The organism is Streptomyces sp. NBC_01808, from assembly GCF_035917395.1.
Classification (GTDB): Bacteria; Actinomycetota; Actinomycetes; order Streptomycetales; family Streptomycetaceae; genus Streptomyces.
In genome coordinates this window covers 7,512,126-7,529,812 of sequence record NZ_CP109072.1, presented here as the reverse complement: position 1 = coordinate 7,529,812, position 17,687 = coordinate 7,512,126, and the positions used below count along the sequence as shown (strand labels likewise).

General features: G+C 73.2%; 13 protein-coding genes. 8 read left to right on the top strand and 5 right to left on the bottom strand.

All coding sequences use genetic code 11. The features are described from left to right. The first annotated feature begins 200 nt into the window (after nucleotides 1-200). The 8 genes from OG946_RS33075 to OG946_RS33040 all read left to right on the top strand — a co-directional run bounded on the left by OG946_RS33075 (nucleotide 201) and on the right by OG946_RS33040 (nucleotide 10,764). Nucleotides 201-1,304: a hypothetical protein gene (locus tag OG946_RS33075; RefSeq protein WP_326799618.1), complete on the top strand. Its 1,104-nt coding sequence runs from the start codon at nucleotides 201-203 to the stop codon at nucleotides 1,302-1,304. Between the two features lie 347 nt (nucleotides 1,305-1,651). Next, nucleotides 1,652-2,674 carry a LacI family DNA-binding transcriptional regulator gene (locus OG946_RS33070; protein WP_326799617.1) on the top strand — a complete coding sequence of 341 codons (1,023 nt, stop codon included), beginning with the start codon at nucleotides 1,652-1,654 and terminating at the stop codon, nucleotides 2,672-2,674. Nucleotides 2,675-2,733: 59 nt separating this feature from the next. Next, nucleotides 2,734-4,332: an FAD-dependent oxidoreductase gene (locus tag OG946_RS33065; protein WP_326799616.1), complete on the top strand. Its 1,599-nt coding sequence runs from the start codon at nucleotides 2,734-2,736 to the stop codon at nucleotides 4,330-4,332. A 42-nt stretch (nucleotides 4,333-4,374) separates the two neighbouring features. Continuing rightward, nucleotides 4,375-5,670, top strand: coding sequence for an ABC transporter substrate-binding protein (locus OG946_RS33060; RefSeq protein WP_326799615.1), 1,296 nt, complete (start codon nucleotides 4,375-4,377; stop codon nucleotides 5,668-5,670). A 10-nt stretch (nucleotides 5,671-5,680) separates the two neighbouring features. Next, nucleotides 5,681-6,634 (top strand): carbohydrate ABC transporter permease, encoded by a 954-nt coding sequence (locus OG946_RS33055; protein WP_326799614.1) that lies wholly within the window; start codon nucleotides 5,681-5,683, stop codon nucleotides 6,632-6,634. After that, complete coding sequence (locus OG946_RS33050; RefSeq protein WP_326799613.1) at nucleotides 6,624-7,463, top strand: carbohydrate ABC transporter permease; 840 nt, start codon at nucleotides 6,624-6,626, stop codon at nucleotides 7,461-7,463. The genes OG946_RS33055 and OG946_RS33050 overlap by 11 nt, the downstream gene beginning before the upstream one ends. A gap of 252 nt (nucleotides 7,464-7,715) precedes the next feature. After that, nucleotides 7,716-8,249 (top strand): LamG-like jellyroll fold domain-containing protein, encoded by a 534-nt coding sequence (locus tag OG946_RS33045; RefSeq protein ID WP_326800439.1) that lies wholly within the window; start codon nucleotides 7,716-7,718, stop codon nucleotides 8,247-8,249. A gap of 97 nt (nucleotides 8,250-8,346) precedes the next feature. After that, on the top strand, nucleotides 8,347-10,764 hold the full coding sequence (locus OG946_RS33040; RefSeq protein ID WP_326799612.1) for a hypothetical protein: 2,418 nt from the start codon (nucleotides 8,347-8,349) through the stop codon (nucleotides 10,762-10,764). A 72-nt stretch (nucleotides 10,765-10,836) separates the two neighbouring features. On the opposite strand, the gene OG946_RS33035 is transcribed toward OG946_RS33040, so the two are convergent. The 5 genes from OG946_RS33035 to OG946_RS33015 form a co-directional block, all read right to left on the bottom strand. Next, on the bottom strand, nucleotides 10,837-11,688 hold the full coding sequence (locus OG946_RS33035; protein WP_326799611.1) for a hypothetical protein: 852 nt from the start codon (nucleotides 11,686-11,688) through the stop codon (nucleotides 10,837-10,839). Then, nucleotides 11,685-12,530: a carbohydrate ABC transporter permease gene (locus OG946_RS33030; protein ID WP_326799610.1), complete on the bottom strand. Its 846-nt coding sequence runs from the start codon at nucleotides 12,528-12,530 to the stop codon at nucleotides 11,685-11,687. The genes OG946_RS33035 and OG946_RS33030 overlap by 4 nt, the downstream gene beginning before the upstream one ends. Further along, entirely contained in the window at nucleotides 12,527-13,474 is a 948-nt protein-coding gene (locus OG946_RS33025) for a carbohydrate ABC transporter permease (RefSeq protein ID WP_326799609.1), read from the bottom strand. The genes OG946_RS33030 and OG946_RS33025 overlap by 4 nt, the downstream gene beginning before the upstream one ends. Then, complete coding sequence (locus OG946_RS33020; RefSeq protein ID WP_326799608.1) at nucleotides 13,471-14,757, bottom strand: ABC transporter substrate-binding protein; 1,287 nt, start codon at nucleotides 14,755-14,757, stop codon at nucleotides 13,471-13,473. The genes OG946_RS33025 and OG946_RS33020 overlap by 4 nt, the downstream gene beginning before the upstream one ends. Nucleotides 14,758-15,068: 311 nt before the next feature. After that, nucleotides 15,069-17,573, bottom strand: a complete 2,505-nt coding sequence (locus tag OG946_RS33015; RefSeq protein ID WP_326799607.1) for a GH116 family glycosyl-hydrolase — start codon at nucleotides 17,571-17,573, stop codon at nucleotides 15,069-15,071. Nucleotides 17,574-17,687: the final 114 nt, after the last annotated feature.

The following is a 17,687-nucleotide window of genomic DNA, read 5'->3' as shown; positions in this document are numbered from 1 at the left end:
GGTGTTACCAACAAGGGGCACCGCACGGTGACAGCACCGTGCCATCTGAAGGGGATGACGTGACGCACTTCCGACACGACGGCGGTTCCGCATTTCCGGATCCGCCGCCGTACGGCATCATTGCCGTCGCACACGTGGTCCGGTCCCCCCAGGTCGTCGCGCTCGAAACGGGGCCGGCGGCCTCTGACCCGGAGGCCACGATGCCGCAATCGGACGCCCTTTCCCAGGCGGGTGCGCTCTTCACAGGACCGGACGGAACGGTGCGTTCACTGGCGGCGGCGGACGGCGGACCCTGGCGCGGGCCCACCGTCGTCGCGCCCGCGGGGAGTTGCCGTCCCGGCGCCCCGGTCGGGCTGGCCCACCGCGCGTCCGCGGGCCGGCTGGACGCGGCGTACGCGGGCAGGGACGGGTCGATTCAAGTCATGTCGTCCGTACGGGGCCGGGGTTGGCACGCCCCGGCGGCGGTCGCCCCGCCGGGGACCTGCCCGCCCGGCGCCGCCGTCACGCTCGCGCACCAGCGGACGAGGGACCAGTTGGACGCCCTGTGCACCGGCGCCGACGGCGCGGTGCTGACGCTGTGGGCCCCGGACGGCGAACCGTGGCGTGGGCCCGCGCCCCTCACCCCGCCCGGCACCTGCGCGCCCGGCACCGCGGTCGGGCTGGGCCGGAGCGGTCCCGCCGAGCGGCTGGAGGCGGTGTTCGCGGGTGCGGACGGGTCCGTACAGGCGCTGTGGGCGGACGTCGACCACCCGTGGCACGGGCCCGCCGTCCTCGCCCCGCCCGGCACCTGCGCGCCGGGTACGGGCGTGACGCTCGCGTCCCAGGTCGACGCCGGCCGGCTGACCGCGCTGTTCACCGGCACGGACGGCGCGGTGCAGGTCATGTGGGCCGACGGCGGCGGCCGGTGGACCGGTCCCGAGGTCGTCGCGCCCGCGGGCAACTGCGCGCCCGGCTCGCCGGTGTCGCTCGCGTACGGGAAGTCCGCGGAGCGGCTGACCGCGGTGGTCGCCGGCGTCGACGGCTCGGTGCTGGCGCTGTCGGCGGCCGGCGAGGCGGGCTGGCGCGGTCCTGTGACCGCCGCCCCGCCGGGCATGTGCGCGCCGGCGACCGCGGTCGGCCTCGGGCACCGGGCGGCGGCGCAGCGGCTCGACGCGGTGTTCGCCGGCGCGGACGGCGCGGTGCACGCCGTGTGGACGCTGCGGGACGGGAGCTGGCGCGAGCCGGAGGAGATCGCGCCGCCGGGGACCGCGGCGCGCGGGGCGGCCGTCGCGCTGACCCACCGGGGGCCCGTGCCCGGCGCGTGAGGGCGCCGGTACGCCTCGCGGCCGGGCACGGCCGCCGCCGCTGGGCACCCGGGGCCGCCGTACCCCGGTCCGGGCACCCGAGCCACCCCGGGCGCCGGCAGGCCGCCGCGAAGGCGAAAACGGGCCGGTCCGCGTCCGGTTGGCCGCCGCCACGGCCGCGCGGCGCCCATTCTCCCGCGTACGCCCCGAAATTGGCGCAATCAGGGCACAGTCCTTCTCGGTAATCTGCTAATTCGCATTACCGCTGCTGCAACACCCCTTGACGGCCTTCCGCGGGCAGCTCTAGGTTCCTCGCACAGCAGTCAGGCAATACGCATTAGCTACCCACTGTGAAGGCCCCGACTCCCATGTCAGAAGCCCCCGGCAGGCTCACCCAGCGCGACATCGCCCGGCTCGCCGGCGTCAGTCAGACCACGGTCTCGCTCGTGCTCAACGACCGCCCCGACGCCGCCCGGATCGCCCCCGAGACCCGCGAGCGGGTGCTGCGCGTGATCCGCGAGACCGGCTACGCCGCCGACCCCATGGCCCGCCGGCTGACCAAGCAGCTCAACCAGATACTCGGGGTCTTCACCTACGAGCCCGTCTTCCCCAGCACCAGCGCCGACTTCTACCACCCGTTCCTGCGCGGCATCGAGGAGAGCGCCGAGCGCAGCGGCTGCGACCTGCTGCTCTTCACCTCCGCCCCGGTGACCGCCGGGCAGCGGCGCATCTTCCACGAGAACAACCGGCTCCGGGTCGCCGACGGCTGCGTGCTCCTCGGCCGCGAGATCCCGCACGAGGAGCTGAGCCGGCTGGTCGCCGAGCGCTACCCCTTCGTCTGCGTGGGCCGCCGCGACGACGCCGACGGCGGGCCCGTGCCGTACATCGGCGCCGACTACGTCTCCGCCACCGCCCGGCTCGTGCAGCGGGTGCGGGCGCTGGGGCACCGGCGGCTGGCGTTCGCCGGGCCGGGCGCGGGCGCGGAGTCGTCCGACGACCGGCTCACCGGGTTCCGGCAGGTGGCAGGCCCCGGCGCGCCGCACCTGGGGGCGCGCGGGGAGCCGGCCGCCGAGCAGTTGGAGCAGTTGCTCGACGCGGGGGTGACCGCGGTGTTCGTGGAGTTCCTGCACGACGCGGTCAAGTTGTACGAGGCGGCGGCGGCCCGCGGCCTGGACGTACCGCGGGACCTGTCGATGCTGGCGCTCGGCGACCCCACCGCGCCGGTGGACCCGCCGGTGGACTTCACCGGCTTCCGGCTGCGCCGCACCGAGATGGGCCGGCAGGCCGTCGACCTGCTCACCGGCATGCTGCACGGCCGGGCGGAGCACACCCGCCGGCTGCTGGACTGCCGCCTCGTCGAGGGCGTCACGCTCGCCGCCCCCGCCCGCTGACACCCCCTGCCCGCGACCCACCCCTGCCCCACCTCCGACTCAGCACCCCAGGGAGACCCATGCACGCGGACGTCCTCGTCGTCGGCGGCGGCACCGGAGGCGTCGCTGCCGCGCTCGGCGCGCTGCGCGCCGGCCGCTCGGTGATCCTCACCGAGGAGTACGAGTGGCTGGGCGGCCAGCTCACCAGCCAGGCCGTGCCCCCCGACGAGCACACCTGGATCGAGCAGTTCGGCGCCACCGCCTCGTACCGGGCGCTGCGCGACGGCATCCGCGACTACTACCGCCGCCACTACCCGCTCACGGCCGCCGCCCGTGCCAAGCCGGACCTCAACCCGGGCGCCGGGCATGTCAGCCGGCTCTGCCACGAGCCGCGGGTGGCCGTCGCGGTGATCGACGAGCTGCTGGCCCCGTACCGCGGCGCCGGCCGGCTGACCGTGCTGCAGCCCTACCGCCCGGTGGCCGCGGAGACGGACGGCGACCGGGTCGCCTCGGTGACGGTCGAGCGCCCCGGCGGCGGCGAGCCGCTGGTGCTCACCGCGCCGTACGTGCTGGACGCCACCGAGACCGGCGAACTGCTGCCGCTGACCGGCACCGAGTACGTCACCGGCTTCGAGTCCGGTGCCGAGACCGGCGAGCCCAGCGGTCCCGACGAGGCGCAGCCGCTCAACATGCAGGCGGTGTCGTACTGCTTCGCGGTCGACCACGTCGACGGCGACCACACCATCGACCGGCCCGCCTCGTACGGCTTCTGGCGCGACTACGAGCCGGAGTTCTGGGGTGCTCCGCTGCTGTCCTGGCGGGCCCCGCACCCGCGGACGCTGGAGCTGGTCGAGCGCGAGTTCACCCCGAACCCGGGTGACGATCCGCTCGCCGTCGTCGCCGACCAGCGGCGCAGCGGCGGGGACACGAACCTGTGGACGTTCCGCCGGATCGCCGCCCGCGACCAGTTCGCGCCCGGGGCGTACGCCAGCGACGTCACGCTCGTCAACTGGCCGATGGTGGACTACTTCGAGGCGCCCGTGGTCGACGTGCCCGACGCCGCGGCCCGGCTGGCGGAGGCCCGCGGGCTGTCGCTGTCGCTGCTGTACTGGATGCAGACCGAGGCCCCGCGCCCCGACGGCGGCACCGGTTTCCCCGGACTGCGGCTGCGCGGCGACGTCACCGGCGGCGGCGCGGACGGGCTGGCGATGGCCCCGTACATCCGCGAGTCGCGGCGCATCCGGGCCGAGTACACCGTCGTGGAGCAGGACCTGTCGCTCGACGTGCGCGGCGGCAAGGGCGCGGTGAGCTACCCGGACTCGGTCGGCATCGGCATGTACCGCATCGACCTGCACCCCTCCACCGGCCGCGACACCTACATCGACGTGCCGTCCAGCCCGTTCGAGATCCCGCTCGGCGCGCTGCTCCCGCGGCGCACGGAGAACCTGCTGCCCGCCGGCAAGAACATCGGCACCACCCACATCACCAACGGCTGCTACCGCCTGCACCCCGTCGAGTGGAACATCGGCGAGGCCGCGGGACTGCTCGCGGCCCACTGCGTCGCGCACGGCCTCACCCCCCGCGCCGTACGCAACACCCCCCGGCTGCTCCAGGACTTCCAGCGCACCCTGACCGCCCACGGCGTCGAGCTGCGCTGGCCCGACATCAGCGGCTACTGACCGACGGTCACCGACAGAACCGACATCCGAGGAGGCACCCGCATGTCTTCGCCATCACGGCTTCGCACCCGGCCCGGCCGGGGAACCCTCGTCCGCGGCAAGCCCGTCGCCCTCGCCGCCGCCGGCCTGCTCGCGCTCACCGCGTGCGGCGGCTCCGACGGCGGCTCCGGCTCCGACGGCGGCCCGGTCACGCTGCGCATGACCATCTGGACCGGCAACGAGGAGCATCTGAAGCTCCTGAACGGCATCGCCGCGGACTACCGCAAGCAGCACCCGGAGGTGAAGGAGATCAAGTTCGACACCCTGCCGGTCGAGAGCTACACCACCGCGCTGACCACCCAGATAGCCGGCGGCAAGGCCCCGGACCTGGCCTGGATCTTCGAGAACTCGGCGCCCGACTTCGTCGCCTCCGGCGCGCTCGCCGAGATCGAGGACGACAAGGACGTGCTGCCGGCGGCGAAGAAGCTGTGGCAGCACGAGGGCAAGCTCTACGCCTACCCCTTCTCCACCTCCCCGTTCGGCGTCTTCGTCAACACCGACATGCTGAAGGACGCCGGCCAGCCCGCCCCGGCCGAGCTGATCGAGCAGGGGAAGTGGACCTGGGAGGAGGTCGCAAAGGTCGGCGGCGCGGTACGGGACGAGACCGGCGAGGCCGGCATGGTCATCGGCGACTTCGACTACAAGCTGTGGGACAACCTGGCCACCGTCTGGGACGGCTGGGGCGCCGAGCCCTGGAGCGAGGACGGCAAGACCTGCGCGTTCGACGCCCCGGAGATGACCGAGGCGATGACGTTCCTGCACGACGCGATCTTCGCCGAGGAGGCGATGCCCGCGCCGGGCACCACCGCGGACTTCTTCTCCGGCGAGGCAGCGATGACCGTCACCCAGATCAGCCGGGCCTCCCTGCTGGACGACAGCTTTGCCTGGGACTTCGTGCCGCTGCCGGAGGGCCCCTCGGGCTCGTACGACGTGATCGGGCAGGCCGGCCTCGGGGTGCTCGGCAACGGCGACAACGTCGAGGAGGCCGTCGACTTCCTGACGTTCATGACGAACGAGAAGAACTCCGCCGCCCTCGGCCGCTACTTCCCGCAGGCCCGCAGCTCCCAGCTGGACGCGGACACCCTCGCCAAGAGCAACCCGCAGCTCAAGCCCGCGCAGCTCGAAGAGGTCGTCATCGGCGGCATCGAGAACGGCAAGGTCAAGCCCACCCACACCAACCAGGCCGAGCTGTTCGACGCCGTACGCGCCGCGCTCGACCCGCTGTGGAAGCCCGACGCCGACGTGGCGAAGACGCTCCAGGACGTCTGCTCGGCGATCCAGCCGCAACTGGAGAAGTGACGGCGCCGCCATGGCGACCCTGGAACGCGCCCGGGCCAAGGCGGCGGACCCGCGCCCGCGCGGGGAGGGCTCCCGGCGGCCCTTCTGGACCGCCCGCCGCCGGGACCAGCTGGCCGGCTACCTGTTCATCGCCCCGCAGTTGCTGGGCAGCGTCCTGTTCGTCCTGATCCCGCTGGTCCTGGTCTTCTGGTACAGCTTCCACGAGTGGAACGTGCTGGCCGGGAGCTTCCACGGGGTCGGCGCGGACAACTACCGGGCGCTGGCCGACGATCCCAAGCTGCCGGGCGTGCTGCGCGCCACCGCGTTCTTCTCCGCCGGCCTGGTGGTGCTGAACCTGAGCCTCGCGCTGGCGCTCGCGGTGCTGCTCAACCAGAAGCTGCGCGGCAGCATCGTCTTCCGCACCCTGTTCTTCTCGCCCGTGGTGGTCTCGCTGGTCGCCTGGACGATCGTGTGGGGCTTCCTGCTGCAGAAGAACGGCGGCATCAACGCCGGGCTCGACCTGATCGGCGTCGAGGGGCCCAACTGGCTGCGCGGCGAGACCTCGTCGATGATCTCGGTGGTCGTCGTGCAGGTCTTCAAGAACGTGGGGCTGAACATGGTGCTGTTCCTGGCCGCGCTGCAGGGCGTGCCGCGGGAGCTGTACGAGGCCGCCACGGTGGACGGCGCCGGGCGGTGGCGGCAGTTCGTGCGGATCACGGTGCCGCTGATCAGCCCGACGATCCTGCTGACCTCGATCATCACGGTGGTCGGCTCGCTGCAGGTGTTCGCCCAGATCGCGGTCCTCACCCAGGGCGGCCCGGGCAACTCCACCACCGTCCTCGTCTATTACCTCTACCAGCAGGCGTTCGAGTTCCACCACTTCGGCTACGGCGCGACGCTCTCCGTGCTGCTCTTCGTCATCGTGCTCGTGCTGACCGTCGTGCAGTGGCAGATGCGCAAGAAGTGGGTCTTCCATGAGTCATAAGCTGCCCCGGCGCGCCAGGCTCGTGCTCTACGGGGTGCTGCTGGTGCTCCTCGTCCCGTTCGTCTTCCCGACGTGGTGGATGGTGACCTCGTCGCTGAAGCCGGCGAGCGAGATCTTCGCGTTCCCGCCGTCCCTCTGGCCGGACAACCCCGGGTTCGGCGCGTACGAGCGGGTCTTCGACCTCCAGCCGTTCGCGCAGCAGTACTGGAACAGCATGTACATCGCGGTGGTGGTGACGATCGGCACGCTCGCGGTGTCGTCGATGGCCGGCTACGCCTTCGCGCGCATCCGCTTCCGCGGCCAGAACGCGCTGTTCCTGGTGGTCCTCACCGGCCTGCTGATCCCCAGCGAGGTCACCATCGTGCCGCTGTTCCAGATGTTCAACGACTGGGGAATGACGGACACCCACTGGCCGCTGGTCCTGGTGCCGATCCTCGGCGCGCCGAGCGTGCTGGCGACGTTCATCATGCGGCAGTTCTTCATCACGCTGCCGGCCGAGCTGGAGGAGGCGGCGCGGATGGACGGCCTGGGCCGCTTCGCGATCTACTGGCGCATCGCGCTGCCGCTGGCGCGGCCGGCGCTGGCGGCGGTCGGGATCTTCACGTTCCTGCACAGCTGGAACCTGTATCTGGAGCCGATCGTGTACCTCTCCACGCCGGAGAAGTTCACGCTGCCGCAGGCGCTGACGCAGTTCACCGACGCCTACGGCGGCCCGATGTGGGACGTGCAGCTCGCCGCGGCGTCGCTGACCGCGCTGCCGGTGCTGGCCGTGTTCGTCTTCGCGCAGCGCCAGTTCGTGGAGGGCCTCGCACACACCGGTCTGAAGTGACCGCCTTCCCTTCCCGTACGTCCCCTCCTGCCGCAGGAGCCGCAACCGCGGTTCTGGTCCGGTGGTGAACAGGCGTCGTTCAGGTCCGTGCCATCCCGCGGCCACGGTTGATCAGCACAGTGCCGCTGACACCACGTCTCGCGGACGGAGTTCCCATGGACCGGACAGCGGAAGAGGCCGGCGGGCAGCGCGCCCGCCTCGACAGACGCGCACTGCTCCAGACCGGGCGGCAAGGGCCCGGACCGCGGCGCGATCCTGACCACGGCGGCGGGCGCGCCGCTCAACAGCGAGAAGTTCACCTCCGGCTACACGATCGAGACGTTCGTGAAGCTGCCGGAGCCCTTCGAGGGCGACCACGCCTGGATGGGCATCCTGAGCTGGGAGGGCCGCAACGGCGACGCGGGCAAGACCACCGGCCGGTCCCCGGACGAGCCGACGTGCAGCCTGAATCTCTCCCCCGAGCGTTTCCTCCAGTTCGTCGTCTACCCGCACCGGCAGGACGCCGACCCCACCTCGTGGAGCCACACGCTGCCGGTGGGCCGCTGGATGCACCTGGCGGTCGTCAACGACGGCCGCCGCACGATCGTGTACGTGGACGGCTCGAAGATCGCCCGCAACCCCACCCGGCGCTCCACCGGCATCGCCACCCTCGGCAAGCCCTTCGTCATCGGCGCCACGCAGTTCGACGAGAGGTTCGGGCAGGGCTTCTACGGCTGGATCGGCGACACCCGCGTCGTGGCCGGGGCGCTGTCCCCGCGGGACTTCCTCGCCCCCGCCGCCCCCTGACCCGGCGGCGCCCGGCGGCGGGTGCGGAATCACGGTCCGGGGCGTTTCCTGCGCGCAGCCCGTAGGCTCGGGGGGCAACAGCAGGCAGGAACCGCGTATGACCCCGTTCGACAAGCTCAGAGCCCGGCTCGCCCGCATCGTGCGGCGGGTCGGGGAGGCCGCGCCGCCGCGGGACGCCGTCGTCCTGCGGTGGCTCGCCTTCGTGGTCGCGTCGCTCGCCACGGCGGTCCTGGTCATCGCGGGTACGGCCCGCTCCACCGTCGCCGACGCGGGCTTCTACCGGGCCGCGCTCGACCGGGAGCACGCCTACGACCGGCTCTACGACCAGGTGCTGGTCGACCCGGAGGCGTCGGGCGTCACCCGCGACCTGCTCGCCCGGCTGCCCGTGCCCGAGGCCGTCATCACCTCGAACCTCAAGACGGTCCTGCCGCCGAACACCGCGCGGGCCCTGGCCGAAGACGTGATCGGGGACGCGGTGGCGTACCTGCGCGGCGAGAAGGACGACCTGACCCTGGAGGTCGACCTGCGGCCGGTGCTCGACAACCTGGGCGCCGTGGGCAACGTCCACTTCGCCGACGTCGTCGCGAACCTCCAGGACAAGCCCGCCCCCGACTACGCCTCCTTCCAGTCCGACCTGGGCGAGGCCGTGAACCGGATCGCCGACGGCGAGCGCCCCGAGGGCCTGCCGACCCTCGACCTCACCGAGGCCCAGGTGCGGACCGCCACCGACACGGTGCTGCGGGCCGTACCCGCGGACGAGCGGGCGGAGCTGCGCCCGCGGCTGCTCGCCTCGCTCGGCGTCGGCGACCTGGCCACGGCGCTCGCGGAGGTCGGGCCCGCGCTCTTCTCCGGGCGGGAGGAGACCGCGGCGTCCGCGCTGCGGAACACGGCGGACGGGGTGTCGTGGGACCTGGCCTCCGAGTTCGACTCCGCCGGCGACGAGCTGCGCCCGGCGCGCGAGGCCCGCTCCTTCACCAAGCTGGGCCTCGGCTGGGTACAGACCGGCGCGGTCCTGCTGGGGCTGGCCTCCCTGGCGGTGCTGTGGCGGTACGGGCCGCGCGCCCCGGGCCGCAGGCTGGTGCGCATCGGCGGGGCGCTGGCGTGCGGCGGCGCCCTGACGTTCGTGCTGGCGCTGGTGGTGCGCGGGATGGTCGGCGGCAGCGTCGCCGCCGCGCCGGGGAACTGGCCGGACTCCGCCGCCCGGCTCCTGGCCGACGTGCAGCGCACGGCGCTGGACCGGCTCTACACGGTCGCGCTGACGACGGCGGCGGTGCCGCTGACGGCGGGGGTGCTGCTGGCCGCAGGGGGCTGGCTGTGGCACCGCAGGGCGACGGCGATCGCCGCGGCACGGACGGCGGCGGCCGAGCGGGGCGTCGAGGCCCCGGGGGGCGCCGGGGCGGAGACCGGGAAGAGCGCGACCGCCGAGCCCGGGGCCGGGGAGCACGGGACACCGGAGACCGGGGAGCCGGGCGCGGAGAAGCCGGAACCGGGGGAACCCGGCGGGCCCGTACCGGCCCCGCCCATGCCGCCGCGCTACCGCTGGGGTGCGGTCGGCGTCGTCGTCGCCGCGCTGGCCGGGGCCGTGTTCGTACCCAACGCCTTCGGCGGCGAGTCCGACCGCCGCTGCAACGGGCGCGAGGAGCTGTGCGAGCTGCGCTACGACGAGGTGGCCCAGCTCGCCTCGCACAACGCGATGGCCACCTCCCAGGACCGCTTCATCGCCCCCTTGCAGGACCCGTCGATCACCGGCCAGCTCAACGACGGCGTCCGCGCCCTGCTGATCGACACCCACCGCTGGGAGACCCCGCCGGAGATCACCGAGCGGCTGGCGGAGTCGGACTTCACCCCGACCATGCAGCGGCAGATCCGCTCCGTGCTCAACACCGTCGACCCGCCCCGCAAGGGCACCTGGCTCTGCCACGCCGTCTGCCGCGGCGGCGCGCTGCCGCTGGTCCCGGAGCTGGAGAAGATCGGCGACTGGCTGGAGCAGAACCCGTCGGACGTGGTCACGCTCGTGGTCCAGGACGGCATCAGCGGCACCGACACCGCCGCCGCGATGCGCCGGGCCGGTCTTGAGGACGTGGTCTTCACGCCGGACGACGACCCGGACGAGCCGTGGCCGACGCTCGGCGAGATGATCGACCGGGACCGGCGCCTGGTGGTGTTCGCGGAGAAGGCGGACGGCCCGGCGCCCTGGTACCGCAACTTCTACCGGTACGGCATGGAGACCCCGTTCGCGTTCCGTACCCCCGAGGACATGACGTGCGCGCCGAACCGCGGCGGCGACGACAAGCAGCTCTTCCTCATGAACCACTTCATCACCAACAGCGGCGGCAGCCGCCTGGACGCGGGCCGCATCAACGCCCGCGACTTCGTGCTCGACCGGGCCCGCGAGTGCGAGCGCGCCCGCGGCCGGCCGGTGAACCTGGTCGCCGTCGACTACGCCACGATCGGCGACGCCCGCGGCGCCGTGAACGCCCTCAACGACGAACGCATCGCCCGCCACGAGGACTGAGCGGCACGGCGGACCGGACGGCAGAAGGGGGCTGACGGCGTACGGGTGGCGTGCCGGCGCCTGTGTACGCCGTCAGCCCCGGTCCGGCTCCTCTCCCCCGGCGGTGGCCGCGGCGTGGTGCGCCAGGGCCGTCGCCGTAGCGGCGGCCGCGACGAGCGCCACCAGCGGCGGGACGAGGAGGAGCAGCGAGGCCGTCCAGCGCAGCGAGGCCCACAGGCCCAGCAGCGCCAGCGACGGGGCGGCGAGGAACCGCGTCGGGTGGCGGGCGACCAGGTGCGCGGCGCAGATCCACAGCAGCCGGCCGCGCAGCGCCGGCCGGGCGGCGCCCAGGGACAGCGCGGCCGGCAGGGCGAGCAGCCCGGCCACCGCGCACGCGCCCCCGGCGGCGAGCGACGGCAGCAGCCACGGGCTCTGCGACTGCTGCCACAGCGACAGCGCCGTCAGGAACGCCGCCGCCGGCACCGCGGGCACCAGCGTCTGCGCCGCGCCGAACCGCCACGGCGCGCGCAGTCCGCGCCCCCAGTCGCAGAGCCCCGCCTCGCCGTCCGCGGCGATCCGGTCGGCCGCGGCGGTGAGCGCGGCCAGCCAAGGGCCGGTGAGTACGGCGACGACGAGTACGGAGACGGGGGTGACGCCCGGCGCGAGGAGGACGGCGACGGTGCCGGCGGCGCAGACCGCCGCGCCCGCGAGGGACAGCGCCGGCAGGCTCGGCCAGGCGCCGCGCAGCACCCGCCGCAGCACGTCGTCCTCGGCGGCCGGCGACGGCGCCGGAGGCGGAGGCGGAGCCGGCGCCGGAGTCCGTGCCGGAGCCGGCGCCGGAGCCGGCGTGCCCGGCGCGGCCCGGGCCCGTACCGCGGCGGCGGGTGCCGCGGCCTCGTACCGGATCCGCCCGGTCCGCGGGACCGCCGTCGCGTGCCGCCTCATCCGCGCAGTCCCGCCTGCGCGATGCTCGCCACGAACGAGCGCTGGAAGACCAGGAACAGCGCCAGCACCGGCACCACCACCGCCGTGATCGCCGCGAACACCACCACCGGCGAACCGCCGTGGCTGGCCTGGAGGGTGACCAGGCCCACCGGCAGCGTCATGTTCTCCGGGGTGCTGAGGAAGATCAGCGGGCCGAGGTAGTTGTTCCAGACGGCCTGGAACGTCAGGATCGCCATCGCCGCGAGCGCGGGCCCTGACAGCGGCACGATGATCCGGAAGAGGATCCACAGGTGCCCGGCGCCGTCGATGCGCGCGGCCTCGTCCAGTTCGCGCGGGATGGTGTTGAAGTACTGCCGGAAGAAGAAGATCGAGAAGACGTTGATCAGCGCGGGCAGCCACAGCGCGGGCAGCGAGTCGATGAGGCCGAGGTTGCGCATCAGCACGAAGACGGGGATGACCGTCATCTGCGCCGGGATCATCAGCGCGCTGAGCAGCACGAGGAAGATCCCGTCCCGGCCGCGGAAGGTGAGCCGGGAGAAGGCGTACGCGGCGAGCACGCTGACCAGCAGCGAGCCGACGGTGGCGATCACCGCGACCTGGAGGCTGTTGAGCGCCATCCGGCCGAACGGGATGGCGTCCGGCACGGCGGCGAAGTTGTCGGTGGTGAAGGGCTTGGGGATCCAGTTGGGCGGCAGCTCGAAGGCCGCCTCCTCCGCCGTGAGGCTCTGCACGACGAGCCAGACCAGCGGGGCGATCATGACGAGCCCGAAGGCGACCAGGAGGAGTTCGAGGAGCAGGTGGGCCGGGCGTACGCGCCGGCGGCTGCGGATCCGCACGGTCACTGCTGGTGCACCCACTTCCGCGAGCCCCAGAACTGCAGCAGCGTGACGGCCATCATGATCACGAAGACCAGGATGGACACGGCCGCGGCGTAGCCGATCTGGAAGGACTGGAAGCCCTTCTGGTAGAGGTACATGACGATGGTGATGGTCGAGTTCTCCGGCCCGCCGTCGGGCGTGATGATCTGCACGGGGTCGAAGATCTGGAACGCCCCGATGAAGGTGACGACGGCGGCGAAGAAGATCGTCGGGGACATCATCGGCAGGGTCACCCGCCAGAAGACCTGGTGCGGCCGGGCGCCGTCCACGCGCGCCGCCTCGTGGAGTTCGCGCGGCACGGTCTGCAGCCCGGCGAGCATGATGACGAAGGTGAAGCCGATGGTGTGCCAGAAGTCGATGGCGATGACGGCGGGCAGCGCCCACGCCGGGTCGGTGAACCACTCCGGCGGCTGGACGCCGATCTCGCCGGCGTAGTGCGTGACGAGCCCGAACGTCGGGTCGAGCACGTACTTCCAGAGCAGCGCGACCGCGGCCCAGGAGATGACGAACGGGAAGAACAGCGTGGTGCGGACGAAGTACGAAAGCGCCCTGTTCATCATCCGGTTGACGCCCATGGCGAGCAGCAGCCCCCCGCCGAGATGGGTGACGACGGAGGCGAAGGCGAAGACGAAGGTGTTGGCCAGCGCCTCGTAGAGCAGCGGGTCGGAGAACATCTCGGTGAAGTTGCCGACGCCGTTGAACTCGGCGGGGGTGAGCATGTCCCAGCTGAAGAAGGCCAGCACGATGGCGACGACGAACGGCCCGGCCACGAAGGCGAGGAAGAGCAGCAGTGCCGGGCTGAGGAACGCGTACCCGACCCACTCGCCGCGCCGGAACCGGCCGCCGCCGCGCGCCGCCTGGCGCGGGGCGGCGGCCCGCCGCTTGGGCCGGGCCTGGGTCAGGGTCACAGCAGCCCGCTGAGCTTGTCGTTCGCGCTGCCCAGGGCCTCGGCGGCGGGCTGGTTGCCGAGGATGGCCGCCTGCCAGCCCTGGGTGATGGCGGCCTGGGCCTCCGCGCCGCGCTCGGGCGACGGGATGGGGGTGCCGTAGCCGAGGGCGGCGGGCAGGTTCTCGGTGCCGGCCGGGGCGTCGTCGGTGAACGCGGGGCCGGCGGCCACCGAGTTGCGGGCGGGGATGTTGGTGCCGCCGGAGGAGGCGTAGAAGGTGGACGCCTCCTTCGACATCATCCACTTGAGGAACTCCCAGGCGGCGTCCTTGTTCTTGGAGGCGCGCAGGATCGGCCAGCCGTCCCAGCCGACGGTGGCGCCGGCCTTGGTGTTGCTCGGCCAGGGCACGATGCGCACGGAGTCGGTGAGCCCCAGCCGGCGCATGTCGAGCGTGGCCCACCGGCCGGCGCCGAAGGTGGCGAGCTTGCCCTTCTGGAGCTGGCCCGCGGCGTTGAAGTTGCCGCCCGGCTTGGGCGAGAGTCCTTCGTCGATGAGGCTCTTGACGTACTCGGCGGCCTCGACGGCCGCGGGACTGTCGAACGTCGCCTCGTCCCAGGCGGCGTTGTGGGTGCTGGCGCCGTTGGTGAGCAGCCAGGGCATGATGTCGAGGAACGGGAACGCGAAGCCCGCGGGCAGCAGGAACGCGCCGGTCTTCGCCTTGATGCGCTCGCCGGCGGCGCGGAAGTCGTCCCAGGTCCACTCGGCTTCGGGCAGGTCGACGCCGGCGTCGGCGAAGACCTTGGTGTGGCAGTACAGGACCGAGGTGTTGTAACCGCCGGGTATGTAGTACGTCTTGCCGTCGGTGGAGCCGTAGGTCTCGGTCCACTCCCTCAGCTTGGGGTCGGTGTCGGAGAAGTAGTCCTCGACGATCTTCTTGTCCCTGTCCAGGTACGGGTCGAGGGGTTCCAGGAGACTCTTGGAGGCGAACAGCCGCTGGCCCTCGGTGGCGACCTGGACGATGTCGGGGACCTTGCCGCCGGCGATCTGGGTGGAGACGGTGTTGGCGAAGTTGCCCCAGGTCCCGGCGGCGATGCCGCGGGCCTTGATCTTCACCTTCGGCTTGGACTTGTTGAACTCGGCGAAGAGCGCGTTGAACGCCTCCTGCTGGGTGGCGTCGCCCAGATACACGAGGTCGAGCGAGGACGAGTCCCCCGACGCCGACCCCCCGCACGCCGCCAGGCTCCCCGCGGCGGGCGCGGCGAGCGCCGCCGCGCCCAGCGACCGCAGCACCTGACGGCGCGACATTCCTCCCGGTCCGACCCAACCCATTGCGGCTCCTCTCGCTGGTCCTGCGCCGGTTTTCGGCAGCGCGGACTTTTCGGCATGTACGGGCGGAACAGGGCGTGAAATCGATTTCTTACCTGATGGCCAGCCATGCAAGCAGCGCGTCACCGCGGGGGTCAAGAGGCGTGCACGCGCAATCGCCGTAAGGCTGCCGCGGGGGGCGACGGGACGGGCGTCCGTGCCGTACGGGGGCGGTTACCCCCGTCCGTACGGACCGGGAGCCCCTCCCGTACGAGCCGGGCGCCCTTGTCCGTACGGGCAGGGCGTCCCCGCTACGCGGGCGGCGGCGCGGCGGCGTCCCCCGCGCCCGCGGCCGCGGCGCGCAGCCGTACCGCGAGCGGCCCCCCGCTCCCCTCCGCGACCGACTCCCACACCGCCTCCGCCGCGGCCCCGTCCGGTCCCGCCGTGACGTGCACGACCCCCACGTGCCCGCCGGCCACGACCGGCCAGCGGCCCGGCAGCGGGTCGAGTTCGACCGTCCCGGCGCCGGCGTCCACCACGGTCCGCGGCCACGCGTGCGCCAGCCCGAACGAGGCCATGGAGCGCACGTAGTGGTTGCCGCACTCCACCTCGTTGAACGGGTTGCGCACCCGGCCGTCGTAGCGGTCCCGGACGTCCGCCACCACGTGCTCCGCCGCCTCCCTGTCGCCCTGCGCGGCGAGCCCGAGGGCCGCGGTGTACTCCACGCCCGTCCACACCTCGTTGCAGTACGGAAACGGTCGCGTCGGCCGGCCGCCGTGCGGATACGTGCAGTTCAACAGCCCGTGCTCGTCGCCGAGCGCGAAAGTGCGCACATGGTTCATGTGCGAGTGGAAATCCCCGCGGTGGTTGTGCCGCAGCACGTTGCGCAGCGCGGTCCTGGTGTGCGCGGGGTCGAGCCGGTCGTCGAGGCCGCAGAGCACGGCGTACGTGTGGCCGGCGAGCTGGTCGCCCATGCAGCCGGGGCCGATCTGCAGGTCCGGGTCGACGAGGTCGTCGGAGCCGACGTCGGGGTTGTCGCCGTCGTAGCGGATGCGCAGCCCCTCGGCGATGTTGTCGGCGGAGCCGGCGGGCAGCACCTTCTGCTCGTAGTACGCGCCGTTGAACAGCTCCGCGTCCGTCCTGGCCGCGCCGCCGGCCAGCACCTCCGCGCAGGTGGCGGCGAACGCGTGGTCGCCGAGGGCCCGCGCCATCCGCTCGCAGGCGGCGAGCGCGGCCAGGTACCAGGACTGGTTGACGCCGCTCGGCCCGTAGTACTCGACGTCGCTGGTGCTGTGCTGGCAGCCCTCCATCAGCCCGTCGCGGTCCGCGTCCCAGCCGAGCGGGATCCAGGCGAACTCGAGCGCCCGGCGCGCGCCCGGCCACAGCGCCGCCAGCAGGTCGTCGCGCCCGGTCAGCCGCCAGGTGCGGTAGAGCCGGACGAGGGCGCCCATCTGCCCGTCGGCGGCGGCGATCCGCCAGCCGGTGCCCTCGCGGTCCAGCGGCAGCCCGGCGCGGAAGCTCATCATGCCGCGCTCGTCCAGCGCGTACGCGAACTCGACCTCGCGCATCGTCCAGGCCAGGTCGGGGAAGAGCTGCTCCAGCGCGTACTGGTAGTTCCACACGTGCGTGCAACTGCCGTGGCAGCTCCCGTGGTCGGGGTTGCCGCCCTCCCAGGCCAGGAAGGTGCCGTCGGCGATGCGGAAGCAGGTCGGCGTCTTCAGCACGGCGGCGTTGGAGAGCACCGCGTCCCGGACGGCGGGCGGCAGGCTGGAGGTCGTGACGGCCTCGACGTAGGCGCGGGTGCGGCGCTCGTGGTCCGGCAGCCGGGGCGCGAGGCGGCGGACCACGTCGGCGGCGTCGGTGTAGCGGGTGGCGTAGTGGTTGCCGACGGTGTCGGCGCTGTGGCCGTAGTCGGGCGGGCCCTGGAAGCGGTGGCTCCAGCCGCGGCGGTGCGGGAAGTGCCAGGCGACGACGAAGGTGAACTCCCGCTCGGCGCCCGCCGGGAGGCGGTCGGAGACCACGAGGGAGCCGGTGGGCACCCGGGCGCCCTCGGCGGGCTCGGCCAGCCGGCCGTCCGCGGCGAAGTCGTCCCAGAAGTCCAGCAGCGAGTCGCCCCAGGAGCGGCGCGCCCAGGTCAGCCGGTGGCTGGTGACGGGTCCTTCGAGTGCGGCGAGCGCCAGCGTGCCCCAGCTCTCGTCGCCCTCGGCGACCTCGGTGGTGTGGCCGGAGAGCACGGTGGCGCCGTCGAGTTCGACGAGGCGGAAGGCGTTGCCCGCGGGCAGGCCGCCGGTGTGGCGGCGGCCTGCGACGTGCTGGAGGTTGCCGCAGACGTCGACGGCCAGCTCCTCGGCGCCGGTGTTGCGTACCGTCACGCGGTAGACGAGGGCGGGGATGCCGCTGGCGTCGGCGTCGCCGGGGACGAGCGGGTTGAAGACCCGTACGGTCGCCGCCACCGGCAGCTCCGGGTCGGTCAGCCGCACCTGGCCGAAGGGGTAGGCGGCGGCGAACTCGCCCTCGCGGAACCGGGGCAGGCCGTGCAGCGCGGACGGGCTGCCGCCGTGGCCCGCGTACTCGCCGGGGAGCAGGGCCGATTCGAGGACGCGGGTGAAGGACCCGGCGGCGCCCTCGGCGCGCAGGCAGAAGAACGAGTCGGGGGTGAAGCCCTTGGCGGGCCGGTTGAACAGCTCCCAGTCGAGCAGTTGGCCGCGCCCGCCGAAGCCGATGGAGCCGGTGCCGATGCCGCCGACCGGCATGGCGATGCGGGCGAGCCGGTCGCCTCGGTAGCGGCGTACCACCGGCCAGGGGGTGTCGTGCATGGTTCCTCGTTTCCTCGGGTGCCGGTGCGGACGCCCGGGACGTACGCCCCCCGTGTGCGCGGCGTACGTCCCCCGGGCGCCCGCTGGTAGGGGACCGTATCCGAAATCGATTTC

What these genes read in the sequence shown, in the direction of transcription:
- OG946_RS33060 (WP_326799615.1), top strand. Translation starts at nt 4,375, where the DNA reads ATGTCTTCGCCATCACGGCTTCGCACCCGGCCCGGCCGGGGAACCCTC.
- OG946_RS33075 (WP_326799618.1), top strand. Translation starts at nt 201, where the DNA reads ATGCCGCAATCGGACGCCCTTTCCCAGGCGGGTGCGCTCTTCACAGGA.
- OG946_RS33015 (WP_326799607.1), bottom strand. Translation starts at nt 17,573, where the DNA reads ATGCACGACACCCCCTGGCCGGTGGTACGCCGCTACCGAGGCGACCGG.
- OG946_RS33050 (WP_326799613.1), top strand. Translation starts at nt 6,624, where the DNA reads ATGAGTCATAAGCTGCCCCGGCGCGCCAGGCTCGTGCTCTACGGGGTG.
- OG946_RS33020 (WP_326799608.1), bottom strand. Translation starts at nt 14,757, where the DNA reads ATGTCGCGCCGTCAGGTGCTGCGGTCGCTGGGCGCGGCGGCGCTCGCC.
- OG946_RS33070 (WP_326799617.1), top strand. Translation starts at nt 1,652, where the DNA reads ATGTCAGAAGCCCCCGGCAGGCTCACCCAGCGCGACATCGCCCGGCTC.
- OG946_RS33065 (WP_326799616.1), top strand. Translation starts at nt 2,734, where the DNA reads ATGCACGCGGACGTCCTCGTCGTCGGCGGCGGCACCGGAGGCGTCGCT.
- OG946_RS33040 (WP_326799612.1), top strand. Translation starts at nt 8,347, where the DNA reads ATGACCCCGTTCGACAAGCTCAGAGCCCGGCTCGCCCGCATCGTGCGG.
- OG946_RS33055 (WP_326799614.1), top strand. Translation starts at nt 5,681, where the DNA reads ATGGCGACCCTGGAACGCGCCCGGGCCAAGGCGGCGGACCCGCGCCCG.
- OG946_RS33035 (WP_326799611.1), bottom strand. Translation starts at nt 11,688, where the DNA reads ATGAGGCGGCACGCGACGGCGGTCCCGCGGACCGGGCGGATCCGGTAC.